Source organism: Acinetobacter sp. CY81, from assembly GCF_059515925.1.
Genome location: NZ_JCAKNC010000019.1, coordinates 1 through 24,277, shown reverse-complemented (window position 1 = coordinate 24,277; position 24,277 = coordinate 1). Strand labels below are relative to the sequence as shown.

Annotated in this window: 26 protein-coding genes, 2 rRNA genes and 1 pseudogene; 17 read left to right on the top strand and 12 right to left on the bottom strand. The window is 40.7% G+C overall.

The window, feature by feature from the left end; all coding sequences use genetic code 11:
* The 4 genes from AC5YDM_RS14895 to orn all read right to left on the bottom strand — a co-directional run.
* On the bottom strand, positions 1 to 1,016 hold a 1,016-nt coding region (locus AC5YDM_RS14895), incomplete at its 3' end, for a phage late control D family protein (RefSeq protein WP_496152848.1).
* 151 nt (positions 1,017 to 1,167) lie between these two features.
* Entirely contained in the window at positions 1,168 to 1,971 is an 804-nt protein-coding gene (locus AC5YDM_RS14890; protein WP_496152847.1) for an enoyl-ACP reductase FabI, read from the bottom strand.
* A 187-nt stretch (positions 1,972 to 2,158) separates the two neighbouring features.
* Positions 2,159 to 2,893 carry a Bax inhibitor-1/YccA family protein gene (locus AC5YDM_RS14885; protein WP_496152846.1) on the bottom strand — a complete coding sequence of 245 codons (735 nt, stop codon included), beginning with the start codon at positions 2,891 to 2,893 and terminating at the stop codon, positions 2,159 to 2,161.
* Positions 2,894 to 3,100: 207 nt separating this feature from the next.
* On the bottom strand, positions 3,101 to 3,655 hold the full coding sequence (gene orn, locus AC5YDM_RS14880; RefSeq protein ID WP_496152845.1) for an oligoribonuclease: 555 nt from the start codon (positions 3,653 to 3,655) through the stop codon (positions 3,101 to 3,103).
* A gap of 125 nt (positions 3,656 to 3,780) precedes the next feature.
* Between orn and rsgA the strand changes: the two genes are divergently transcribed.
* The 5 genes from rsgA to AC5YDM_RS14855 all read left to right on the top strand — a co-directional run bounded on the left by rsgA (position 3,781) and on the right by AC5YDM_RS14855 (position 6,760).
* On the top strand, positions 3,781 to 4,842 hold the full coding sequence (gene rsgA / locus AC5YDM_RS14875; RefSeq protein ID WP_496152844.1) for a ribosome small subunit-dependent GTPase A: 1,062 nt from the start codon (positions 3,781 to 3,783) through the stop codon (positions 4,840 to 4,842).
* A gap of 92 nt (positions 4,843 to 4,934) precedes the next feature.
* On the top strand, positions 4,935 to 5,348 hold the full coding sequence (locus AC5YDM_RS14870) for a rhodanese-like domain-containing protein (RefSeq protein ID WP_496152843.1): 414 nt from the start codon (positions 4,935 to 4,937) through the stop codon (positions 5,346 to 5,348).
* A gap of 13 nt (positions 5,349 to 5,361) precedes the next feature.
* On the top strand, positions 5,362 to 5,619 hold the full coding sequence (gene grxC, locus AC5YDM_RS14865) for a glutaredoxin 3 (RefSeq protein ID WP_496125866.1): 258 nt from the start codon (positions 5,362 to 5,364) through the stop codon (positions 5,617 to 5,619).
* A 48-nt stretch (positions 5,620 to 5,667) separates the two neighbouring features.
* Positions 5,668 to 6,126: a protein-export chaperone SecB gene (gene secB, locus AC5YDM_RS14860; RefSeq protein WP_496125867.1), complete on the top strand. Its 459-nt coding sequence runs from the start codon at positions 5,668 to 5,670 to the stop codon at positions 6,124 to 6,126.
* Between the two features lie 142 nt (positions 6,127 to 6,268).
* Entirely contained in the window at positions 6,269 to 6,760 is a 492-nt protein-coding gene (locus AC5YDM_RS14855; protein ID WP_496152842.1) for a hydrolase, read from the top strand.
* A 79-nt stretch (positions 6,761 to 6,839) separates the two neighbouring features.
* Here AC5YDM_RS14855 and coaBC read toward each other — a convergent pair whose 3' ends face one another.
* Positions 6,840 to 8,105 (bottom strand): bifunctional phosphopantothenoylcysteine decarboxylase/phosphopantothenate--cysteine ligase CoaBC, encoded by a 1,266-nt coding sequence (coaBC, locus tag AC5YDM_RS14850; protein ID WP_496152841.1) that lies wholly within the window; start codon positions 8,103 to 8,105, stop codon positions 6,840 to 6,842.
* Between the two features lie 123 nt (positions 8,106 to 8,228).
* On the opposite strand from coaBC, the gene radC reads away from it, so the two are divergent.
* Both radC and AC5YDM_RS14840 read left to right on the top strand, forming a co-directional pair.
* The gene (gene radC / locus AC5YDM_RS14845) at positions 8,229 to 8,930 is read left to right on the top strand and encodes a RadC family protein (protein ID WP_496152840.1); all 702 of its coding nucleotides are present in this window, start codon (positions 8,229 to 8,231) and stop codon (positions 8,928 to 8,930) included.
* Positions 8,931 to 9,021: 91 nt separating this feature from the next.
* A complete protein-coding gene (locus AC5YDM_RS14840) occupies positions 9,022 to 9,933 on the top strand; it encodes a bestrophin family protein (protein WP_496127112.1) in 912 nt (303 codons plus the stop codon).
* Positions 9,934 to 9,992: 59 nt separating this feature from the next.
* On the opposite strand, the gene AC5YDM_RS14835 is transcribed toward AC5YDM_RS14840, so the two are convergent.
* A complete protein-coding gene (locus tag AC5YDM_RS14835; RefSeq protein WP_496152839.1) occupies positions 9,993 to 10,844 on the bottom strand; it encodes a PHP domain-containing protein in 852 nt (283 codons plus the stop codon).
* A 43-nt stretch (positions 10,845 to 10,887) separates the two neighbouring features.
* Here AC5YDM_RS14835 and AC5YDM_RS14830 point away from each other — a divergent pair, with 43 nt between their 5' ends.
* The 4 genes from AC5YDM_RS14830 to mnmC are packed head-to-tail and all read left to right on the top strand — an operon-like array spanning position 10,888 to position 14,299.
* Positions 10,888 to 11,502: an inner membrane-spanning protein YciB gene (locus AC5YDM_RS14830; protein WP_496152838.1), complete on the top strand. Its 615-nt coding sequence runs from the start codon at positions 10,888 to 10,890 to the stop codon at positions 11,500 to 11,502.
* A gap of 41 nt (positions 11,503 to 11,543) precedes the next feature.
* Entirely contained in the window at positions 11,544 to 11,849 is a 306-nt protein-coding gene (locus tag AC5YDM_RS14825) for a YciI family protein (RefSeq protein ID WP_496152837.1), read from the top strand.
* 1 nt (position 11,850) lies between these two features.
* Positions 11,851 to 12,324 (top strand): SH3 domain-containing protein, encoded by a 474-nt coding sequence (locus AC5YDM_RS14820; RefSeq protein ID WP_496152836.1) that lies wholly within the window; start codon positions 11,851 to 11,853, stop codon positions 12,322 to 12,324.
* A 34-nt stretch (positions 12,325 to 12,358) separates the two neighbouring features.
* Positions 12,359 to 14,299: a bifunctional tRNA (5-methylaminomethyl-2-thiouridine)(34)-methyltransferase MnmC2/FAD-dependent 5-carboxymethylaminomethyl-2-thiouridine(34) oxidoreductase MnmC1 gene (gene mnmC, locus AC5YDM_RS14815; protein WP_496152835.1), complete on the top strand. Its 1,941-nt coding sequence runs from the start codon at positions 12,359 to 12,361 to the stop codon at positions 14,297 to 14,299.
* 102 nt (positions 14,300 to 14,401) lie between these two features.
* Here the strand turns inward: mnmC and AC5YDM_RS14810 are convergent, their stop codons facing one another.
* Complete coding sequence (locus AC5YDM_RS14810) at positions 14,402 to 14,716, bottom strand: rhodanese-like domain-containing protein (protein WP_496152834.1); 315 nt, start codon at positions 14,714 to 14,716, stop codon at positions 14,402 to 14,404.
* A 91-nt stretch (positions 14,717 to 14,807) separates the two neighbouring features.
* On the opposite strand from AC5YDM_RS14810, the gene AC5YDM_RS14805 reads away from it, so the two are divergent.
* From AC5YDM_RS14805 to AC5YDM_RS14795, 3 genes are all read left to right on the top strand, one after another.
* Positions 14,808 to 15,296 (top strand): YajQ family cyclic di-GMP-binding protein, encoded by a 489-nt coding sequence (locus tag AC5YDM_RS14805; RefSeq protein WP_496152833.1) that lies wholly within the window; start codon positions 14,808 to 14,810, stop codon positions 15,294 to 15,296.
* A 32-nt stretch (positions 15,297 to 15,328) separates the two neighbouring features.
* Positions 15,329 to 15,835 carry a DUF4442 domain-containing protein gene (locus tag AC5YDM_RS14800; protein ID WP_496152832.1) on the top strand — a complete coding sequence of 169 codons (507 nt, stop codon included), beginning with the start codon at positions 15,329 to 15,331 and terminating at the stop codon, positions 15,833 to 15,835.
* 157 nt (positions 15,836 to 15,992) lie between these two features.
* A complete protein-coding gene (locus AC5YDM_RS14795; RefSeq protein ID WP_496152831.1) occupies positions 15,993 to 16,508 on the top strand; it encodes a nuclear transport factor 2 family protein in 516 nt (171 codons plus the stop codon).
* A 112-nt stretch (positions 16,509 to 16,620) separates the two neighbouring features.
* On the opposite strand, the pseudogene AC5YDM_RS14790 reads toward AC5YDM_RS14795, so the two are convergent.
* The 3 genes and pseudogenes from AC5YDM_RS14790 to AC5YDM_RS14780 form a co-directional block, all read right to left on the bottom strand.
* Positions 16,621 to 17,044 (bottom strand): annotated as a pseudogene (locus tag AC5YDM_RS14790) (acyl-CoA thioesterase).
* Between the two features lie 12 nt (positions 17,045 to 17,056).
* Positions 17,057 to 17,497: a thioredoxin TrxC gene (gene trxC / locus AC5YDM_RS14785; protein ID WP_496152830.1), complete on the bottom strand. Its 441-nt coding sequence runs from the start codon at positions 17,495 to 17,497 to the stop codon at positions 17,057 to 17,059.
* Between the two features lie 4 nt (positions 17,498 to 17,501).
* Positions 17,502 to 18,392: an alpha/beta hydrolase gene (locus AC5YDM_RS14780; RefSeq protein WP_496152829.1), complete on the bottom strand. Its 891-nt coding sequence runs from the start codon at positions 18,390 to 18,392 to the stop codon at positions 17,502 to 17,504.
* Positions 18,393 to 18,528: 136 nt separating this feature from the next.
* Between AC5YDM_RS14780 and AC5YDM_RS14775 the strand changes: the two genes are divergently transcribed.
* The 3 genes from AC5YDM_RS14775 to AC5YDM_RS14765 all read left to right on the top strand — a co-directional run bounded on the left by AC5YDM_RS14775 (position 18,529) and on the right by AC5YDM_RS14765 (position 20,892).
* Positions 18,529 to 18,864 (top strand): protein tyrosine phosphatase family protein, encoded by a 336-nt coding sequence (locus AC5YDM_RS14775; RefSeq protein WP_496152828.1) that lies wholly within the window; start codon positions 18,529 to 18,531, stop codon positions 18,862 to 18,864.
* Positions 18,857 to 19,282: a protein tyrosine phosphatase family protein gene (locus tag AC5YDM_RS14770; RefSeq protein WP_496152827.1), complete on the top strand. Its 426-nt coding sequence runs from the start codon at positions 18,857 to 18,859 to the stop codon at positions 19,280 to 19,282. Before AC5YDM_RS14775 ends, AC5YDM_RS14770 begins: the two co-directional genes overlap by 8 nt.
* Before the next feature lie 236 nt (positions 19,283 to 19,518).
* Positions 19,519 to 20,892 carry a dihydrolipoyl dehydrogenase gene (locus AC5YDM_RS14765; RefSeq protein WP_496152826.1) on the top strand — a complete coding sequence of 458 codons (1,374 nt, stop codon included), beginning with the start codon at positions 19,519 to 19,521 and terminating at the stop codon, positions 20,890 to 20,892.
* Between the two features lie 175 nt (positions 20,893 to 21,067).
* Here the strand turns inward: AC5YDM_RS14765 and rrf are convergent.
* A 5S ribosomal RNA gene (rrf, locus tag AC5YDM_RS14760) occupies positions 21,068 to 21,182 on the bottom strand.
* Positions 21,183 to 21,358: 176 nt separating this feature from the next.
* Positions 21,359 to 24,255: ribosomal RNA gene (locus AC5YDM_RS14755) — 23S ribosomal RNA — on the bottom strand.
* Positions 24,256 to 24,277: the final 22 nt, after the last annotated feature.

Below are 24,277 nucleotides of genomic sequence, written 5' to 3'. Positions count from 1 at the left end.
AATTGTTTGCTTTGCGCGTCATAGTAGTTGCTGAGGTTTTGGTTCAGCTTTTCGATTTGGTTGTTGCTGGATGCGGTCGCTTGGTCTTCGCCTTTAAGGTCTTGCATCCATGCTGGGCTGAAGTGCCAGGCTTGTTCTAAGCCTAAGCTTGCGTTGTCTTGGTTGTTGCTGTGTTGGTGTTTGCTTTGTACCGTGCCTGCGCCTTCTTCTTGTTCGAGCACATCGGCTTGCCAGCGTTGGACGTGGACTGCGGTCGGTTGGATGCTGCGTTGTCCGATGAAGCTGGTGATACTGTCTTGTTTTTCTGTCGCACTGCTGCGGTGGAAGCGGATGTTTCTGCGTGCTAGGGCTTGGTATTGACTGTTGTCATCAATCAAGCGAAGTTTTTGGGCTTCGATGGGTGTTGCTGAGACTGGCACGTGGAGTTGTGCTTCGTCGATTAGCCAGTTGATGCCTTCGCTACGCATTAAACGCGTCAGGAAGTCGTAGTCCGTTTCGTTGCTTTGCATGATGAACGGACGGACGTCGTATTGTTGTTGAAGTCCACTGAGATCTAGGCTTAGGCTTGCTGCAAACAGTGGGCTTTTGTTTTGCCATTCTTGGAAGATGGTTTCAATGACTTCAACCGCTGATTTGTTCATGAACACACGGCTGTTGCGGCGTTTGTGCCACAGTGTGGTTGCGTCTTCTAAGTTGAGTTTGTAGAGGGTCAGTGAGCCATCACTTTGCCCTTGGGCTGCTTCGGTGATCAGACCTGTGGTTCTGAACAGTGTGCCATTTTCGGTCACTTGGTCTACGGCTACTTGGCAACCGATGAATTCTTTGAGGGAGATGGTGGCATTGGTAGATAAACAGATCAGTTCTGCTTTTACGCCTTCGTTAAGCGTGTGTTGTCCGTCTATGCGTTGTAGAAAGACTTCTTGATTTAGACTTGGATTCGAGAATTGTACGTGTATTGCTCGTTTTTGAGCAGTTAATCCAAGTTTTTCTATAGCCGAAAATATGTTGGCAAGCATGGTTATTATCTTTTTTTAGCGTTTCTTTAGAATGCTTTCTATTTAATCAAATTTTATTCAAATTAGACAGCATTTTTAGCTAAAAACTTGTTTTAGTGTGTAAAAAAGACGATTAATAAATCGTCTTTTTTAAAATCATAATCGATCTAAATTATAGATCATTCATTAACTCTGCACTCATGCCGACTGTGTTATAACCAGCGTCAACATACATAATTTCACCCGTAATACCATTTGCCCAAGGTGAACATAAGAACAATGCAGCATTACCGACGTCTTCAATCGTCACATTACGTTTAAGTGGTGAAACTTTCTCATTCACGTCTAACATTTTACGGAATGATTTAATGCCTGATGCTGCAAGTGTACGAATTGGCCCTGCTGAAATTGCATTTACGCGGATACCATCTTGACCCAAGCTTGAAGCTAAATAACGAACACCAGCTTCTAAAGATGCTTTCGCCATGCCCATTACGTTGTAGTTCGGCATCACTCGTTCAGAACCTTGATACGTTAAGGTTAGTAAGCAGCCTTGGCGTACTTGCAATAATGGTTTCGCTGCACGAGCCATCGCAATAAAGCTATAAGCACTAATATCATGTGCAATTTTGAAACCTTCACGATCTGTGACGTCAGTAAAATCACCATCTAAAGTATGTGCAGGCGCAAAACCAATTGAATGCACAACACCATCTAAACCATCCCAATGTTTAGCCAGTTCTACAAATGCTTGATCAATATCAGCATCAACAGCAACATCACACGGAAAAACGAGTTTTGAACCAAATTGCTCAGCAAAATCATCAACACGTTTTTTTAACTTTTCATTTGGATATGTGAATGCAAGTTCAGCACCTTGGCTATGTAGTGCTTGCGCAATACCAAAAGCGATCGAAAGTTTACTTGCGATACCCGCGATAAGGAAACGTTTACCTGCCAATAATCCTTGTGACATGTGATTCTCACTCAAAATAATTTTCATGCATAATGCCAAGTCTAGAGCATTAACGAAATTGCATAATGCGCCTTTTTTGAATTTCTTTGTTAAAGCATTCAGATTTTCATCAGATCAAATCAAAAAAGCCAATCATGTGATTGGCTTTTCTAAAGATTAGCTTTTCGAAAGAGAAGCGAAAATAAGCTTAATCGTCGCTACCCAAGAACCCAATTAAGCGTAAAAATGAGAAGTACATCCAAACCAAAGTTGCGAGCAATGCAATACCACACAACCATTCTGTTGCTTTTGGCGCTTGTTGAGCTGCAGCTGATTCAATTAAATCAAAATCTAAAATCAAACTTAAAGAGGCAATAATGGCAACAAATGCAGCGAAGCCAATCCCTAACCAATTATTTTCAAATACATAAGGAATGCTTGAACTAAACGCCAAACTCATAACAAATTGCACCACAAAGACCAATGCAATGGCGATAGACGCCGAAATAATGACCGATTTAAATTTTTCAGTTGCACGGATAATCTTTGCACGATACAAAGCAAACATCACTAAAGTGGTAATGAACGTTGCCAATAATGCCTTAACAGGAACACCTGGATATTTCATTTGGAAAATCATTGAAATACCGCCCAAAAAAGCCCCTTCAAACAATGCATAAGGAATTGCTAAAGTCCGTGCAGTATTCGGTTTAAATGTGGTAACCATTGCCAAAATAAAGCCACCAATCGCGCCGATAAATGCTGCCCCATAGGCAATCGACATATTCATGGTCAATAAACAATAGAAAAATAATGAAATACCCACCACTGTGGCAATCACGGTCAATAAAATTGACTTCTGAATAGCGCCTTGCACAGTCATCGGTTGAGCACCATCACTGTAGACATCAGCACGAGTTAAAATAGGATTATTACTTTGCATAGATTCTCTCTTTCTAATAATTGATTGTTGAGGAACTCGAAATCAAAAGCCAACGATGATTGACATATCTGATTTGACTAAAAAATACATACATTCGTTATTATAAAGGATGATTAAAGAATCACCAAAAAACAAACAAAAAAAGAGGCATTAGCCTCCTTTTATGTCTTTATTCGCCTTTGATAAGACAAATAATGACGGTGATAATTAATCACCTTTAATGAAGAAATATTGACGGTAATACTTCAACTCTGCGATTGAATCACGAATATCATCCATCGCTAAATGCGATGCATTTTTCTTTAAGCCACTCATAATTTCAGGGCGCCAGCGACGTGCTAACTCTTTTACAGAAGACACATCAAGGTTACGGTAATGGAAGAATTGTTCCAATTCAGGCATTAAACGATGCATGAAACGGCGATCTTGGCAAATCGAGTTTCCACACATTGGTGATGATTTTGGGTTCACCCATTTTTTCAAAAATTCAAGAGTTTGCTGTTCAGCATCTTGTGCACTGAGTTTACTACGGCGTACACGTTCAATTAAGCCCGATTGCCCGTGTTGCTTGGTATTCCATTCATCCATCGCATTTAAAATAATGTTTGATTGGTGAATTGCAAGCACTGGACCTTCAGCAAGAATATTCAAATTGTCATCAGTGACGATTGTCGCAATTTCGATAATCTTGTCATTGTCTGTATCTAGACCAGTCATTTCCAAGTCTATCCAAATCAAACGTGTATCTGGTGTGCTGCTCATACTTGTGCAATCTTATTGGGCTATGAAAACATGAAGAATAGCAAATTAATCGCCTCCATGCTGTAATTCCATAGCTCATCATGCTATTTTTGCCATCTAAATTTTATGGTTTTCTCAGGTTATGAATGGCTTTAATTCGTAAACGTCGTTTAACTGAACAGCAGCAGCGCCGCATTCAGAAGCAACAGCAAACACGTCAAGATGACATTGATACTTCAAATGATTTGGAAGGTCTAGTGGTGCAACACTATGGTCGCCAACTTGAGGTACAAGCATTATCAACGCCTGTAGAGCATCCTATTCAACCTGAAAATAAAGCAGGTGAACCCGAATCTTTTTGGAAGCCGATCGAGCTAGGCAGTGTTTGGCGTTGTCATACACGAACCAACTTAGAACTATTGGTAACAGGCGACCGTGTTAAATGGCAAGCCGATCCAAATACTGGGCTTGGCATTATTACGGCGATTCAACCACGTCGCTCACTACTCACTCGTCCAGATCGCTATCATAAAGTCAAACCTGTGGCAGCCAATATTTCTTTGATCGTCATTGTCATAGCACCTCTACCTGAACCTGCGCCCACATTGATTGATCGTTATTTAGTTGCATGTGCAGATGCAGATATTCCTGCCTTATTGGTACTGAATAAATGTGACTTACTCGAAGGTGAACAAGATCATCGTTTAACCTTGGTTGAAGAATATCGTGCGCTTGGTTATGAGTTTATGTTGACTCAATCTAACGGTGATTTAACTGAGCTAAAACAACGTCTAGACAATGAGACTGTTGCCTTTGTGGGTCAATCAGGTGTCGGTAAGAGTACCTTGATCAATGCGATCGTGCCTGATGCTGCGCAAAAGACCAATGTCATTTCTGATAACTCTGCACTTGGTCAACATACAACGACATCTACACGTTTGATTGGTTTTGGTGAAAATGGGGCTTTGATTGACTCACCTGGGATTCGTGAATTTGGTTTGTGGCATTTAGATCATGACAAAATTGACAATGGCTTTCCTGAAATTGCTGCTTTTATTGGTCATTGTCAGTATCGAAACTGTACCCATACCAATGAAAAGCAATGTGCCATCAAACAAGCCGTGGAAGATAAAGAAATTTTACCTCGACGTTTGGAAAGTTATTTACGTTTAGTGGATGAAATTACTGAAGCTCAGCAAAAAAATTAATTTTCTTCAAATGAGCCCTTGAAGCGGTGATTTTGATCACCATATTTATACGCTATACTCAACGCAGTTTTTATTCTGACATTAGGTGATTTGTGGAACGTTGGTTCGAATTTATGGGGAACCACCCCTTCTTATTTGCAATTTTAGGTGGTCTTATTGTGTTGTTCTTCGTATTCGAAGGTCAGCGCAGTGGTCGCAAAATTTCTCCACAGTCACTCGGTATTTTAGTGAAAGCTAAAAATGCAATGTTGATTGATCTACGCGATGCGAAAGATTTCCGTGAAGGTCATATCAGTGGTAGCCGTAATATTCCTTACAGCCAAGTTGCAAGTCATATTGAAGAACTAAAAGCTGCAGATCGTCCTTTGGTCTTCATCTGTAACTTAGGTCAAGTTGCAGGCACTGCTTTACAGCAAGTGGGTCATCCAGACAGCTATCGTTTAGACGGTGGTGTGAATAATTGGAAAGTCCAAGGCCTACCATTAGTGAAAAGCAAAAAAGCTTAAGGAGTCGAAAAAAATGACAGCTCAAGTTACTGTATATTCTACAAATATGTGTCCTTACTGCGTTCGTGCTAAACAACTATTAGAGCGCAAAGGCATCGAATACAAAGAAGTCAATTTATCGACTGAAGCACCAGAAGTTCGTGTTGAGTTAATGCAAAAAACGAAACACCGTACTGTGCCTCAAATTTTTATTAAAGATCAATTCATCGGTGGTTTCGACCAACTTTATGCTTTAGAGCGTGAAGGTAAACTTGATGAATTGCTTGCATAAGCATTTTAGAAATTAAAGATTATTACTCGCTTACTTAAGGAATAAAGAATGAGTGAAGAACAACAAGCTCAACCACAACTCGCGTTAGAACGTATTTACACTAAAGATATTTCTTTTGAAGTACCTGGTGCTAGCGTTTTCACTAAAGAATGGCAACCTGAGTTAAATATCAACTTGTCTTCTGCTGCTGAAAAAGTAGATCCAACTCACTTTGAAGTGTCTTTAAAAGTGGTTGTTCAAGCAACAAATGCAGGCGAAACTGCATTTATTGTTGACGTGACTCAATCTGGTATTTTCTTGATTGATGGCGTTGAAGAAGAACGTCTTCCTTACATTCTTGGTGCTTATTGCCCGAACATTTTATTCCCATTCCTACGTGAAGCGGTGAATGATCTTGTGACTAAAGGTAGCTTCCCACAATTGCTTCTTACACCGATTAACTTCGATGCTGAATTTGAAGCAAATATGCAACGTGCTCAAGTCGCTGCAGCTGAAGGTCAAGCTTAAAAGCACTCAGCCCTTTAAAAAAACCACAATCTTAATTGTGGTTTTTTTATACCTATATTTTATGATGAATACCTATATCCAATCTAATCCAGACGCTTTATGCTTTCCCTCATACAAATTAAAATCCAAAGAATTAAAAAGCATGCCTTTTACTCCGCTACATTTGGGAATTGGAACCAGCTTAAAAGCCGCTCAAAGACATCACTTTAGTTTTATGGTCTTTGCGGGTACTCAAATTTTGATGGATATTGAGCCACTTATTGGCCTTATTTTAAAGTGGGATACTTTGCATCTGTATACGCATAATCTTTTAGGTGCATTAGTCATCGGTGGCGTTGCCGGTCTATTTGGGCGACCAATCAGCCAATTTATTTTGAAAAAATTAAGCTATAAACATTGGAAAATCACTTGGAAGGTTGCCATTTCAAGTGCTTTCCTAGGAAGCTTCAGTCATGTGCTGTTGGACGCGCTCATGCATCATGATATGTATCCATTTTTCCCATTCAGTATGCGTAATCCATTGCTTAATCTAGTAGATTACAATGTAGTTTTTTGGGGATGTATTTTAAGTCTTTTGATTGGCGTTACCATTTCAATCGTAAGAATATTTCACGATAGAAGCCTAAAATTTTGAAGTTAAATCACTGATAAATATCGATCAAAAAAGACCGCTAACGCAGTCTTTTTTATATGAAGATAAATCGATCTAAAAATTACACAGGATATTTTTCTTGATACAACGCATCATGAATCGCCTCAACCAATTGCTGTGCGATTTCCTGTTTAGAGGCTTTTTCTAAATCACGTTTTTCCATCTCATATTGATCAGCAAAGAAGACTGTCATTGCATTTTCATCTGAAGCAAAACCAATATCTGGGCGAGATACATCATTACATGCGATCATATCCAGCTTTTTATTGACCAATTTGCCTGCTGCATATTCTTCAACATTACGTGTTTCAGCGGCAAAACCGACCATAAATGGACGTTTTTCTTGTTGAGCAATGGTTGCCACAATATCGGGATTTTTCACTAAAGATACAGCAAGTTCATCGCCTGCCTTTTTAATCTTATGTTCAGCGACTTCAGCAACACGATAATCCGCTACAGCAGCTGTTGCGATAAATACATCACAACCCTCTTGTAACTGTTGCATACTCAAATCAAGCATTTGCATCGCTGAAGATACATTTTTACGTAATACACCATTCGGCGTATCCAAACTCACAGGCCCAGCAATCAAAGTCACTTGTGCACCAGCTGAATAACATGCAGCCGCGATCGAGAAACCCATTTTACCTGTACTATGATTGGAAATATAACGTACTGGATCAATCGCTTCACGCGTTGGACCAGCCGTAATCGTGACTTTTTTACCTGCTAGCAAACCAAACTTTTCAGCAATGGCACGTTGTGCTTTATGGAAATATTCACGAACTTGTTTGGCTAAGTCCTCAGGTTCAGGCATACGCCCTAATCCAACATCACCACAGGCTTGTGAGCCTGCTTCAGGTAAAATGACGTGGACACCATCTTCAACCAAGGTATTCAAATTACGCTGTGTAGCTTTGGCTGCCCACATTTGTTGGTTCATGGCAGGTGCAACCCAAACTGGCGCTTTGGTTGCCAAATATAAGGTGCTCAGTAAATCATCTGCCAAACCACAAGCAAACTTGGCTAAAGTGTCACAGCTTGCTGGAGCAACCAACACTAAATCAGCCCAACGCGCCAACTCGATATGCCCCATACCCGCTTCGGCTTCAGTATCTAACAACTCGGTGTGAACAGGATTACCTGATAACGCTTGAAAAGTTAAAGGCGTAATAAAAGCTTGTGCCCCTTGGGTCATCACCACACGGACATTAAAACCATAGTCTTTTAAACGACGAACTAAAATTGCACTTTTATAAGCGGCAATGCCACCAGTGACGGCAAGAATGATATTTTTATTGGAAAATACACTGAGATCGAAACTCACGATCAGGCACCTTTCTATTGCAGTGGCGCTCACAATAGCATTAAATAATTGCGTTCCCAAGTCATCTGACTGGGTTAAATGAAAAGTAATCTAAAATAAATCGAATTAAAACAGAGAATAATAATGAGCCAATCCATTAAACAATGGCCTGAACAAGAACGCCCCAGAGAACGACTATTACAACAAGGTGCACAAAGCCTTTCTGATGCTGAATTACTTGCGATATTTCTAAGATCAGGTTCCCAACAACATTCTGCTGTGGAATTATCTCGTTTACTCTTACAGCATTTTGGCAGCCTAAATGCCGTATTTGATGCCACCTTGACAGATGTCAGCAAATTTCATGGTATTGGGAATACCAAATATTCTCAACTGATGGCAGTCAAAGAACTCGGACGGCGATATTTACAGAATCATATTAACCAAGGTGCAGATTTAAGTCGTTCGGATCTCATTAAAGACTATCTTCGCTATGAACTTTTGGGTGAACAACAAGAAGTCTTTGCCGTACTGTGCTTAGACGCTCAACTCAGAAAGATCAATTTTAAGAAGCTTTTTTATGGCTCTCTGAATTATTGCTCAATCTCCATCAACCAACTGCTCCGACATGCGATTCACCATCATGCGACCGCCATTGTCATTGTGCACAATCATCCACACGGGACTGCACAGCCCTCTTTCGAGGACAAACAACTGACTCAAGATATTCAACGTGCCTGTGAACTTTTAGAAATTAAATTGATTGATCATCTCATCATTGCACCTGAGCAAAATTTTTCCTTTGCTGAGCATCGCCTTCTCATGCCATCGAATTTTAACTCATAGGTATAAAACACTTCGAATCATCGTTAAATTTGGATTGACAAGTTTGAGCGAAGTGTTGAAGATCATAAAAAAATTATAGACCCTATAAATCATGATTGTTCGTGATCAAAACGACACTTTAAAACTTTTATTTTCATGGCGTGGCACGATTTTACCGAAAGTACTACCGCCATTGGGGCTGGTCATGTTGATTTCCGCAATTGTCGGCGGAATCGAATATATTGACCTGTATCGCTTTCCTGAAATTCCATTGGTCGGCTTCACTTTAATTGGCGTAGTTTTGTCTATTTTCTTAGGTTTTAAGAATACTGCATGTTATGACCGCTGGTGGGAAGCGCGTAAACTCTGGGGCATGTTAATCGCCAATGCACGTCACTTTGACCGTGATTGTCGTATCTTGCCTCAAGGACGTCGTGAACGTGTGGTACAGCATGTGATTGTCTTTGCCAATGTGTTACGTGATCGCCTGCGTCATCAAACTGTGAGTCCTGATGCACTCCATCAAACCAGTGGATTAAGTCAACAAGCATTAACGCAACTTTATCAACAAAATAACGCACCACAATACACGCTCAGTTTGATTCAATGGGAACTCATGCTCGCGCTAAAAGAAGGTGAAATTTCAGACATTATCTACACGCAAATGAATGCGCATGTTACCGAACTGAGTCTGGTGCAAACAGGCTGTGATCGTATCGCGACCACTCCACTACCCTTCGCATATTCTGTACTTCTAAACCGTACCGTATATTTTTTCTGTTTCTTATTACCGTTTAGTCTAGGCTCTGTATTAGGTCTAGCAACACCTTTATTGGTAGGAATTTTAGCCTATACGTTTTTAGGCTTGGATGCTTTAAGTACTGAAATTGAAGAACCTTTTGGCACGCAGAGTAATGATTTACCACTCGACTCAATGGTACGTACTATTGAAATTGAATTATTAGGCACTTTAGGTAAACCGACACCACCACCGATTCAAGCCCAAGATCACAACTTGCTTTGATGTACGAAATTTTGACTCCCTCTCTACTAGAAGAGAGGGAACGCTTTCTTTTCATTTTTTTAAACAAAACTTTCCCAAATCCCCACTTGCCCTTCTTTAAGTTTGGGAATACTGCCCAGTTTAATCCATGGCATATTATCGCCATGAAAATCACTCCCTACAGACACCTTCAAATTAAACTGTTCAATCATGCGATCAACCATTTGGCGTGTTGATAAAGGCTCGATCGCAGGGGGAAGTTCGATTGCATCTCCACCATGTTGCGCAAATAATTCAATCAAATAACGCACATTGGTTGCAGATAGATCATATCGTGTTGGATGGGCCAAAACCGCATATCCTTGGCTCTCATGGATCACTTGAATGGTTTCCGCCAAACCCAACCCGTCAAACTTCACATAGGCTTTTTTACCTTCTTTGATGTATTTATCAAAAGCCTGTTGTGGACGGCTCACGATGCCTTTGGCAACTAAAGATTTTGCGATATGGGTACGCGTTACACGATCCGGTTCACCATCAACCTGAGCCAAGACGTCTGGATAAATATCCATATTAATCAGTGGGATCAATAAATCACAAATTTGCTTAGCGCGTTCAGCACGTATGCGCTTTTGATCTTCTAATAACTTAAGTAATGGTTCAGGTTTTTGCATATTTAAAGCCACGATATGCACACCATAACTTTTGTTGGTTGAGGGTCTAGACCACTGGCTTGATATTTCCACTCCTGAAATAATCTGAATTGGATGATTTTTTGCAATATTTTCAGCCAAGATTAAGCCATCCATGCTATCGTGGTCAGTCAATGCAAGTGTATGAATGCCTTTTTCTAAAGCAGCATGCACCAGTAATTCTGGCGATAATGTACCATCAGAAATATTGCTATGTGTGTGTAAATCTACGCCTTGCATCTTTTATACTACCCATTCACCTGAACAGAATAGATACTTTAACATGAAAGCACTTTTAGACTTTGTGCCACTCATAATTTTCTTTTGGTTATATAAAACTGTAGATCCTAAAGATACTGAACATCCATTATTACAACTCATCGGTTCTGCAGGTGGTGTAGACAACAATAATATTCTGGTTGCAACCACAGGACTCATTATTTCCATGTTGGTTGTTTACGGTGCTTTGTTCGTTCGTCAAAAATTTCATCTAGATAAACAACAGTGGATTGTGTTGTTTATGACAGTCATTTTTGGTGGCATTACCCTCATGCTCAGTGATGACTTTTATATTCGCTTAAAAGCAGCGATTTTGAATTTTGTATTTGCTGGTGCATTTATTATTTCACCGTATATTGGTAAAGATAAAAAGCCGCTCATTCAACGTCTATTTGGTCCAATTTTGAATTTGACAGCTCAAGGCTGGAAAAAACTCAATTTTGCATGGGCACTCATGTTTGTCGGTATGGCTTCATTGCATATCTTCTTTGCATTTATCTTCATGGACGGTAAATATTGGGGTGAATTTACCGCATTTGGCGACATGATCGTGATGTTTTCATTTATCATTATCCAGTTTGTTTTATTGCGTAAATACTTTAAGTCGACTGAAGAATAAAACGCTTTATAAAAGGCTTAAATCAAGAATAGAGAAAGTAAATGGCTTTATTTGTTATCACCTGTACCGACCGAGAAGGTACTGTAGAAAAACGTCTGGCTACACGTCCAGAGCATTTGGCTCGCCTTGAAAAGTTAGATGCCGAAGGTCGTGTTATCGTTGCAGGTGCAATGCCGATCGACCGTGAAAATCCACAAGCGGGTTTTTATGGTAGCACTTTGATTCTGGACTTTGACACCCGAGAAGAACTCGATGCATGGCTCGCAGATGAACCTTTCTTAAGAGAAGGCATTTACGAAAGTATCGATGTAAAACCTTTTAACAAAGCTCTGCCTCGTGGAAACTAACATGCGTGTTTTCACTCAAGCAGTTCTCTGTTTTTCTTTATTCAGCTCTACAGCATGGGCTGTGACAGAGACCATCCCTGCTGTGACGCCCTCTCAGCAGGCACCTGTTGCACCAGTAACAGCAAATGCGATAGCACCAACGAATACTGTGACCGCAAATGCAAGTCCAACGGCTAAGCCACTTACTGCTGAACAAATAGCCAAGCAAAAGGCCACTGCTGAAGCCAATGTCAAAGCCTTAGTAAAAGACCAAGCTACGCGTTTAGAGCAACTTGAAAAAGCCAATCTAGAAGCACTGTCCCAAAATCAAGAATTGCAACTTAAAAATGATAATTTGGGTGTCCAAGTTCAAGTCTTACAAAGTGAACGTAGCGCACAAATGTTCCTTTACGGCGCAGCCACCATTGCAGTCGGTATTTTTGTCGGCTTCTTAATCGCAAGTTATATTTACACCAAACGTCGTCGTCAGTGGTAATCCACTGACCTCATCCTTTTAAAGGTCAATTGCTTTGTCTAAAGCCATTCAAACTGCTGATCTCGATTGGCAATCTATCGATGGAATTGAAATTCCAGTCTCAAAAATTTTCGGTGATGTTTATTTTTCTAAAGACAATGGTTTGTTAGAAACACGCCATGTTTTTATTAATGGCAATGATCTCCCTGAACGACTCACCCATTTACAAGATTTTGAATACTTCTGTGTCGGTGAAACAGGCTTTGGGACAGGTTTAAACATCCTCACGCTTTGGCAGTTATGGCAAGAGATTCGTCCAGATAATCACAGTCATTTACATGCCGTCAGTGTTGAAAAATTTCCACTGTCTAAAGACGATCTGATTCGTGCTCTCAATGCATGGCCTGAACTTGCTCATTTATCGGAACAATTGATTGAGCAATATCCCCTTGCGATTGCAGGCTGTCATCGTCTGTCTTTTCCTAATGAACGCTTTAGCATTGATTTATGGTTAGGTGATGCACACGAAGTTTTTCCAAACATGCTGAAGACAGCTCCTATCAATGCATGGTTCTTAGATGGTTTTGCACCTGCTTGTAATCCGGATATGTGGGAAGAAAATGTCCTCAAGCATATTGTCCGCTTATCCGACATTGGAACCACGTTTGCCTCGTTTAGTGTTGCTGGCGTACTGAAACGTGGTTTAAAACAATATGGCATCAGCATTTCACGACCACGTGGCTTTAAACATAAACGTGAAATGTTAAAAGGCATTTGGCTAGATTCTGAAATTGATCCTGTTATTGAGTCTGATTTTCTAACTCAGGACGCTGTCTTAGCAGTTCAAAAAGCTGATGAAAATTCTTTATCTACATCAAATGATAATAACAACCTCGATAAGCAGCGCCAGATCGCCATTATTGGCGCTGGAATCGCAGGTTTAAGCTGTGCCTATGCATTCGCACAGCGCGGTCATGAAGTTCAAATATTCGACCAATCAGCGCCTTTATCGGGTGCGTCAGGTAATCCACTTGCTTTATTGAACCCAAAACTCTGCCCGATTGAGCAAAGTGCTGCACATTTGATGACATTAAGCTGGCAACAAGCCATTCGTCACTATCAAAACTTCCGTGCATTCCAACCGATTGCTGTGCAACAAATTGCTCAAAAAAATCCAGATGAATTATTCAGTTTAAAACAACAATATCCTGAGCATGTTTTAACAATTCAACATGCCACAGATTCTGCCTTAGAAACGACTTTTGACAGCTTAAATCTGAATATTGCAGGTGTGGTACGACCTAAGGTATTTGCTGAAGAGATTTTATCACATCCCAATATTCAATTTATTCAAGCGCAAGTTACAGATTTCAAAACACTTGATAATGATTCAGTTCAATTGATTTCAGACACTGAGATTAAGCAACATTTTGATCATGTCATCGTGTGTTGTGCGCGAGACTCAAAACAATTCTTTGAAGAATTCCCTGTATTGAAGCCAATTCGTGGACAAGTGAGTTGGTTGAATAATGCCAATCAAGTTTTGGATAGACAGCAAGCTTACAGTTATGGTGGTTATTGCATGCAATTGGATGCAGAACAATTGATTTTAGGTGCATCTTTCTACCCTGGGCGCGATGATGTAGACGTTCATTCGGAGGATCATCAGCACAATTTAGATTTACTTGCAGATGTATTTCCGCAATATGCAAAGCAGTTAGCACCTATTGAGCAATGGCAAGGGCGAGCTTCTATACGGGCACAAAGTTTGGATTACTTTCCATTACTGGGTAAAGTTCAAGATCATCGTGAAATTTATACATTTTCTGGATTAGGGTCCAAAGGCTTTTTATATGCGCCCTTATGTAGTGAGGTGCTTGTTGCTGAAGTGTTAAAACAGGCCTGTCCCATTCCAAACGAGCTTTACCAAAAACTGAGTCCAAAACGTTTTCAGAAGAAAGTGAAAGCAAAGAAACCTTATTTCAAACCCAATTAATTTTTTTAGTGTTGGGAATTTTTTTAAGCTTAAATCATTTTTGAATGATTTAGGATCTCAGTTACGTCAGTAACAAAAAAGCGCCTTACGGCGCTTCATTTTTTATGATCCTTGTTCTAAAGGAATACCTGCATCACGAACTGCACGCGTTCCTCCCATCAGAACCACATAATCTCTTGAGCTATCAAAGCCTTCTAACTTTTCTGCTGCACGAGGTGCTTTACTGCCACCACCACATAAAATAAATATCGACTGATCCGAGTTCACTTGAGTCAAACTTTCTTGAGTCAAAGCATCAATAGGTTGGTTAACAGCACCTTTGATATGACCTTCAGCATAAGCTTTTGTATCACGAACATCCCAGATTACTGCATTTTCTGGGAACTCAAATGTTGTAATTTCTATTTTACGGATCATTGCGCACTCCTTTGATGTAAACAACACTTGGCAAATGAAGAAAACATCCCTAGCATCTCAGATATTCTTTCCCTTTGTAAAGGTCTAAACTATGCCTTCTTTCGATATTGTTTCAGAATTAGAGATTTTTGAAGTAAATCATGCAGTTCAAAATACTGAAAAGGAAATTGCGACACGTTTCGATTTCCGTGGTCAAGATGTCAAAATTGAACTCAGTGAAAAAAATAAAGAGATTAAGATCACGACTGAAAGTGATTTCCAATGTGAACAAGTTTATACCATGCTTGAAAATCACTTCTTTAAACGTAAAGTAGACATTCAAGCCCTTGATCCACAAAAAATGACGGCTTCAGGTAAAAATGTGATTCAAATAATCAAACTGAAAGATGGTCTTGACTCTGATACCGCAAAAAAAATTAATAAAGTCATTAAAGAAAGTGGCATCAAAGCGCAATCTTCTATTCAAGGCGATAAAATTCGTATTACTGATAAAAAGCGCGATACATTACAACAAGTTATGGCGTTTTTAAAAGAACAACAATTTGGTGTTCCATTACAATTTAACAACTTTAAGGACTAATCACCCTTAAATATCCATCATAGGAAGGGATTATGGCTCAAGGCAATCGTTTATCTAAACTGGTTAAAGCAACCTCTAAATTCCCGCAAGGAATTCGAAGTACGTTGTGGAGTAAAGCTTTTGGTCGTGTCGTTCCTATGGTGGGCTCTGCCAAATTACGTTATCTAGAAGTCACCCACTCAAAGGTTGTGGTTAAAATAGAAAACCACAAAGCCATGCAAAACCATATTGGTCAAGTGCATGCCTGTGCGATGGCACTCATTGCTGAAACAGCAACTGGATTTGTCACTGGAATGAATGTCCCTGATAGTTCAATTGTTCTGATCAAAACACTCAAAGTCGATTTCAAACGCCCAAGTAAAGGTGCAATGACGGCAACAGCGACACTCACAGATGAACAGCAAAAGCTTATGCAACAATCTGAAAAAGGTGAAACTGTAGTTCAAGTCACTGTTTTAGATGAATCAGGACAAGAACCGATTCAATGCGAAATGCTTTGGGCGTGGGTATCCAAAGCTCAACTCAAAAATAAATCATAAAAAGTCAATAAATATAATTAAAACTTACCTTTAGGTAAGTTTTAATTTAACCATATTACAAAAAATCCCACACATTTCTACACTATATCAATCTACCTAAACTCACCGAAGATCATGGTTCACTCCTTAATATTTACCATTCGATCAGAGGTTAAAAATGAAAAAAATAATTCTTCCATTACTTGTTGTTTCATTCGTTGGTCATGTTTATGCTCAATCCCCTACGGCTTCGGCAGAAAAGAAAAACCATATTCAAAATTCTTATTCTGATTCTAAACATCAATCTGATCTTGAATTAACAACGAAAAATAAAAAAATTGTGACTGATTTCTATAATGGTGTTTTTACAAAGCATCAGGTTAAAGCATATTCTGATCAATATATTGGCGAGCGCTATATTCAGCACAATCCGCACGTACCGAATGGTAAAGCACCCTTTGTGAATTACTTTACCCAATATTTTAAAGAGAACCCTCAAGCCAGAAATACTATTAAATCGGTCATTGCTGAGGGAGATCGCGTCGTTCTTCATGTTCATTCGACACAGAATAACCAAGATCGTGGAACTGCGATTGTCGATATTTTTAGAGTTGAAAATGGAAAAATTGTTGAGCATTGGGATGTGCAACAAGACATTCCTGAACAATCAGCCAATTCAAATACGATGTTCTAAGTATGAACTGATTCAATTAATTTCAACATTTGATGCATACATAAAAAACCAACATGATCCGAGAATCATGTTGGTTGTTATCAATCTATATACTGTTTTAAATCGCTAAATTTTAAGCTGTTTGTAACTCAAGAAAGCTTTTGCTTAACATCTTCAGGAATTTGGCGCTTACCACCTTTGACATCTACAGCAACAAAGGTAAATACACCCGCAGTTACACGTTTTGCTTCTCGTGAACTATCATGGCTATCCCACACTTCAATTTGCATTTGAATAGAAGTGTTTCCCACCTTCAAAATCTTGGTGTAGCAGGTAATCACATCCCCTACTTTAACAGGAACTAAAAACGTCATTTCATTGATTGAAATCGTTGCACAGCGTCCTTTACTAAAGCGCTCAGCGTGAATTGCGCCTGCCAAATCCATTTGTGAAACAATCCAACCACCAAATACATCACCGCTCCAGTTTGTATCGGCTGGCATTGCGATGGTTTGTAAAGAAAGGATACCTTCGGGTTTTACATGAGATTCAGACACGCGAACTCCAAGTTAAATTGATGAGTGAAATGCTTTTAACTGCTGATCAAGCCATTCTTGCAACTGATTGGCACGTAGCGCACCGCTTATTCTAGCAACTTCTGTGGTTTTATTCATTAAAACCAAGGTTGGGATACTGCGTACATTGAACGCGCTACTCAAGCGTGGATTGGCTTCAGTATCAATCTTAGCAAAGACCACTCGAGGATTGGTCTTCGCAACTTCAGCAAAGTGCGGCGCCATCATTTTACATGGACCACACCATTCCGCCCAAAGATCGACCAATATTGGCAAATCACTATTACTCACAAAGTTACTAAAATTTTGCTCATTCAGGTCAATCGGTTTCAATGGAATCAAAGATTGATGACATTGACCACATACAGGTTGTGAACTCAATTTTTCTTCTGGCACACGATTTTTCGCACCACATTCAGGACAGACAATAATCATTCGTTCACTCCAATATTTGTTCTAAAAAAGATAATTGAGTCGAAATTGCTTTTTCCAACCATGGCAAATGATAAATATCAAAATGAGCCATCTCCCACTCATGATATTGGATGCTTGTAGCCATATTGGTAGCAGCTTCACGACTGGCTGAAATAGGTGTTTGACGGTCATCTATAGCAACCATCATCAAAGTTGGGATTCTTATCTTATGTACATCGACTATTGGGCGAAAACGGAATATATCAAATAATGCTCTCGCTGCAACCTCACCACTCCAGAAGTAATCAGGATGAACAATCGACATATAACCATTGTAGCTATCCGAACTCGGATAAAAACTCAAAGCAAAGGGATGTACTACAGGCAAAGTAATTGAATCTAAACCAACCTTTGTCCCCATATAATCCTGACTCGATAATTTAATCGCTTTAGGATAATGTTGAATTGGATAAAACTTTGCCGTTTCTGCACCATCTAGAAAAGGCACTTGAGCGATCACGGCACGAATATCTTTCAACTCTGATGCAAGTTTAAGAACATAGCCTCCACTCAACCCTGTTCCCCAAAGCACAATGTGTTGTTTATTGATCTCTTTGCGATTACGAATATTCAAAATGACAGCATACCAATCTGCAATCTGAGTCTGAATTAAAACAAGCTCTCTAGGTTGACCTGTACTGCCTCCCCAATGTCGATAATCAAATAACACCACGGCATAACCAGCTTGAGCAAAGCGCTGTGCATATTGAATCAATTTAAATTGACGCAATGCAGCAAATCCATGCGCCATAATAATCACTGGAGCAATTTTAATATTTCTAGGACGATAATAATCGTAAGCGATGAGTTCACCTTGATGTGAGATATACAGTGGCTCAACTGTATAAGCGTACATATGCACTCCTGCATTCCATTGCATACTTTGGTTTTATGTATTTTCTTTAATTTTGTAAGCAGTATATCAACCTCAATATATGCTTAATGCTATGATATTCACAATAATCATTTGTATATATTTTGGGAGTGACAAGATGAGTGAAAATGTCGGCTTTGCAGGTCAAATCAGCCCTGAACAATTGTCCCAAGTTGTTGAAAAAGGATTCAAGTCTGTGATTAATAATCGCCCTGACATGGAAGGTGGCCCTTCTCAACCGACTAGTGCTCAAATTGAAGAAGCTGCGCGTCAAAATAATTTAGATTATGTTTTTCAACCTGTTGTCGCTGGTCAAATCACTGAGTTCGACGTTCGCACCTTTGCGAATCACTATAATGAGTTACCCAAGCCTGTATTGATGTTTTGTCGTACTGGGAATCGCTCAAATAATTTATATCAGCTTGCAAAACAAATGGATTTACTTGATGACTAAACGTTTTTTTCAAGTCATTGTATTGAGTCTAGCCTGTATCTGTACACCTGTTTCATTTGCAAATGAAAACGCTTTAAGCCAAGCATTGACTCCAAATGTTAGTGTGACTGGTCAAATGACTGCAGAGAAGTTTCAAAAGCTCATTCAACAAGGCTTTAAATCGGTCATCGTTAATCGACCAGATCAAGAAGCAGGAAATATGACCTCTGCATCAGAGTTAAGAGAGATCGCGGAACAAGCTAAACTGAGTTTGATCTATCAGCCTGTCATTAGCGGTCAAATTTCTAAGCAAGATGTTCAAGAATTTGCAAAGTATTACAATAGCTTACCAAAACCTATACTTTTGGTATGCAAATCGGGAAATCGTTCTAAGGTATTATTCAATCAAGCTCAATCATTAGGTTTAATTGATGAATAAACTCGCTCTAATCATCGTATGTGCATTTGTATTGGCCAGTTGTAGTTCAATGAATGTTCGACCTACAGTGGGTGTATCAGTTGGCAGTGCCTTGTAGAAATAAAGAAAATGGCGCTTTAAAGCGCCATTTTTTATTCCTTGAGCAATCAATAAATGATAATTTTAAATTCATCCAAATATTCTATATAAACTCCAATCCCCTGAATAAAAGAACCTCTGACTGAAGAAGATGATATATGTACGACATTATTATTATTGGTGCTGGTACAGCAGGCATCGCAGCCTATAAGGAAGCGATCAAGTTTACAAACAACATTCTAATTATTAATGATGGCGAATGGGATACTACATGCGCGCGCGTAGGATGTATGCCAAGTAAGGTTTTAATTGCTGCTGCAAATCGAATGCATGACATTAACACAGCAGATCTAGTAGGACTTTCAGTGAACAGTACGATTGATACATCTGCTGTAATGAACCACGTTCGGTCCCTTAGAGATCGTTTCACTAAAGCTACGCTTAAAGATGTCAATTCTTGGGATGAAAAACATAAAATTTCTGGTAAAGCTTCATTCATTAATTCAAATACGGTTCAAGTTAATCAGAAAAACTATCAGGCCAAAAACTTCATCATTGCAGTTGGCTCAACACCCAATATCAATCAAGATTGGAAAGATGAACTGGGTGAGTTATTTATTACGTCAGACCAAGTCTTTGAGCTTGAAAAACTTCCAAAACGACTTGCTGTACTAGGAAGTGGCGTTATTGCGATCGAAATTGCCCAAGCAATGCAACGATTGGGAGTAGAAACAACGGTATTTGCTCGCAGTCGCAAAGTCGGATCACTTTCAAGTCCTGCGCTACAGAAGCTTGCTCAAGAAATAATAAATCAAGAAATAAATATCAAATACGAAATTCTTCCTGATCAATTAAAAAAAATGGGACAGCACCTAGCAATCCAATTTACTGAAAACGGAAAACCTAAAGAGATCCAAGTTGATTATGTCCTAAATGCAACAGGAAGAACTTCACTATTAAATACGTTAGATTTAGAAAGAATAGACGCAAAGTTTATCGATTTAAAAAACCTACCTGTAAATGAAACATCAAAACAACTCGGAAATTTCCCTATTTTTATCATTGGTGATGCTCACAGTAATACACCTATCCAACATGAAGCAGCACATGAAGGTCGTAAAGCGGTGCATAATTGTTTGAATTTTCCAGAAATTGATCCTATCAAAACATTAGTTCCTTTAGGAATTATGTTTAGTTCACCAGAAATGGCTAGCGTAGGTAAAAATCACCAATGGCTTACTAAGCATGATATAAAGTTTACCATCGGTTTTGCTTCTTATGAAAAGCAAGGTCGGGCAATCGTTAATGGTAAAAACAAAGGGGCGATTGAAATCTACGTAGACCCTCAGAGCAAAAAACTTTTAGGTGCTGAGCTTTTAGCAACAGGAGCAGAACATTTAGCGCATCTCTTAGCTTGGGTGATCACTCAAGAACTTACAATAGATGAGATCCTAGATAATCCTTTTTACCACCCTACCATTGAAGAGGGTTTGAGAACAGCCCTCAAACATGCACGTCGTCAACTGGTTTAGTGAATATAACTCGGTTTCAAATTTAGTTTTGGCACTTTAACTTATCGAAAGTACGCTTTATAACAGATCCAAATAATTTAATTTGGATCTTTTTTTATTATTCTTCTTGTTCCCTTAATTTTATGCATAAAAAAACACCCCTCTGCATTAGCGGAGGGGTGTTTTAAGAATAATGAGCTGGCGATGACTTACTCTCACATGGGTAACCCCACACTACCATCAGCGCAAAGAGGTTTCACTTCTGAGTTCGGGAAGGGATCAGGTGGTTCACTCTTGCTATTGTCGCCAGCACAACTGTTTATGGATACTTGCTTAGGTCTTATAAAGTGCCTGAGCTTTCTACCAAATGAGTTATTAACAGATTATATCTGAGTTGAATATTGTCATACTAACGGGCTTCTGAATCAAGCTGTTTTGATGAATATCGAATCAATTGAGCTTTATACAACAACTGTTTGGGTGTTGTATAGTCAAGCCTCACGAGTAATTAGTATTGGTCAGCTTCACATATCACTATGCTTCCACATCCAACCTATCAACGTTGTAGTCTTCAACGGCTCTTTAGAGGACATATAGTCCTTGGGAAATCTTATCTTGAGGTAGGCTTCCCGCTTAGATGCTTTCAGCGGTTATCCCTTCCGAACATAGCTACCCGGCGATGCGACTGGCGTCACAACCGGTACACCAGAGGTTCGTCCACTCTGGTCCTCTCGTACTAGGAGCAGATCCTCTCAAATTTCCAACGCCCACGGTAGATAGGGACCGAACTGTCTCACGACGTTCTAAACCCAGCTCGCGTACCTCTTTAAATGGCGAACAGCCATACCCTTGGGACCTGCTTCAGCCCCAGGATGAGATGAGCCGACATCGAGGTGCCAAACACCGCCGTCGATATGAACTCTTGGGCGGTATCAGCCTGTTATCCCCAGAGTACCTTTTATCCGTTGAGCGATGGCCCTTCCATACAGAACCACCGGATCACTAAGACCTACTTTCGTACCTGCTCGACTTGTGGGTCTCGCAGTTAAGCGCGCTTTTGCCTTTATACTCTACGCGTGATTTCCGACCACGCTGAGCGCACCTTCGTACTCCTCCGTTACTCTTTAGGAGGAGACCGCCCCAGTCAAACTACCCACCAGACATGGTCCTCGCTCCAGATAATGGAGCAGAGTTAGAACCTCAATATTACCAGGGTGGTATTTCAAGATTGGCTCCACTCGAACTAGCGTCCGAGTTTCAAAGCCTCCCACCTATCCTACACAAGTAAGATCAAAGTTCAATGTCAAGCTGCAGTAAAGGTTCACGGGGTCTTTCCGTCTAGCCGCGGGTACACCGCATCTTCACGGCGAATTCGATTTCACTGAGTCTCTGCTGGAGACAGCGCCCCCATCATTATGCCATTCGTGCAGGTCGGAACTTACCCGACAAGGAATTTCGCTACCTTAGGACCGTTATAGTTACGGCCGCCGTTTACTGGGGCTTCGATCAAGAGCTTCGCTTACGCTAACCCCATCAATTAACCTTCCAGCACCGGGCAGGCATCACACCCTATACGTCCACTTTCGTGTTTGCAGAGTGCTATGTTTTTAATAAACAGTTGCAGGGGCCTGGTTTCTGTGGCTGTCAACCGCTCAGGAAGTAAATTCCATCACCGTCGACAGCGTACCTTCTCCCGAAGTTACGGTACCATTTTGCCTAGTTCCTTCAGCAGAGTTCTCTCAAGCGCTTTGGTCTACTCGACCTGACCACCTGTGTCGGTTTCGGGTACGATTCCTGTGTAACTGGAGCTTAGAGACTTTTCCTGGAAGTATGGTATCAGCCACTTCACTGCACAAGTGCAGCTTGCTATCAGTTCTCAGCATAGAGTACCCCGGATTTGCCTAAGATACATGCCTACAACCTTCCACCTGGACAACCAACGCCAGGCTGACTTAACCTTCTCCGTCCTCTCATCGCATTACACAGAAGTATTGGAATATTAACCAATTTCCCATCGACTACGCCTTTCGGCCTCGCCTTAGGGGTCGACTCACCCAGCCCCGATTAACGTTGGACTGGAACCCTTGGTCTTTCAGCGAGCGAGTTTTTCACTCGCTTTGTCGTTACTCACGTCAGCATTCGCACTTCTGATACCTCCAGCATACTTCTCAATACACCTTCATCGGCTTACAGAACGCTCCCCTACCACTTGCAATAAATTGCAAATCCGCAGCTTCGGCACATAGTTTTAGCCCCGTTACATCTTCCGCGCAGGCCGACTCGACTAGTGAGCTATTACGCTTTCTTTAAAGGGTGGCTGCTTCTAAGCCAACCTCCTAGCTGTCTATGCCTTCCCACATCGTTTCCCACTTAACTATGATTTTGGGGCCTTAGCTGGCGGTCTGGATTGTTTTCCTCTTGACTACGGACGTTAGCACCCGCAGTCTGTCTCCCGGATAGTACTCATTGGTATTCGGAGTTTGCATCGGTTTGGTAAGTCGGGATGACCCCCTAGCCGAAACAGTGCTCTACCCCCAATGGTATTCGTCCGAGGCGCTACCTAAATAGCTTTCGGGGAGAACCAGCTATCACCAGGCTTGATTAGCCTTTCACCCCTATCCACAAGTCATCCCCTGGCTTTTCAACGACAGTGGGTTCGGTCCTCCAGTTAGTGTTACCCAACCTTCAACCTGCTCATGGATAGATCGCCTGGTTTCGGGTCTACACCCAGCAACTAAACGCCCTATTAAGACTCGATTTCTCTACGGCTCCCCTATTCGGTTAACCTTGCTACTGAATGTAAGTCGCTGACCCATTATACAAAAGGTACGCAGTCACCGGACTCAATGCCGGCTCCCACTGCTTGTATGCATGCGGTTTCAGGATCTATTTCACTCCCCTCACAGGGGTTCTTTTCGCCTTTCCCTCACGGTACTGGTTCACTATCGGTCAGTCAGGAGTATTTAGCCTTGGAGGATGGTCCCCCCATATTCAGACAAGGTTTCACGTGCCCCGCCCTACTCGACATCATCATATAAGCCCTTTCGTGTACAGGACTATCACCCACTACGGTTGCACTTCCCAGAGCATTCCACTAGAACTTATATGACTTAATGGGCTTTTCCCCGTTCGCTCGCCGCTACTAAGGGAATCTCAATTGATTTCTTTTCCTAAGGGTACTGAGATGTTTCACTTCCCCTCGTTCGCCTCGTATGACTATGTATTCATCATACGATACCTGCCTTATGACAGGTGGGTTTCCCCATTCAGAAATCTCCGGATCACAGGATATTTGCCGCCTCCCCGGAGCTTATCGCAGGCTATTACGTCTTTCATCGCCTCTGACTGCCAAGGCATCCACCACATGCACTTAATTACTTGACTATACAACCCCAAACAGTCGTTT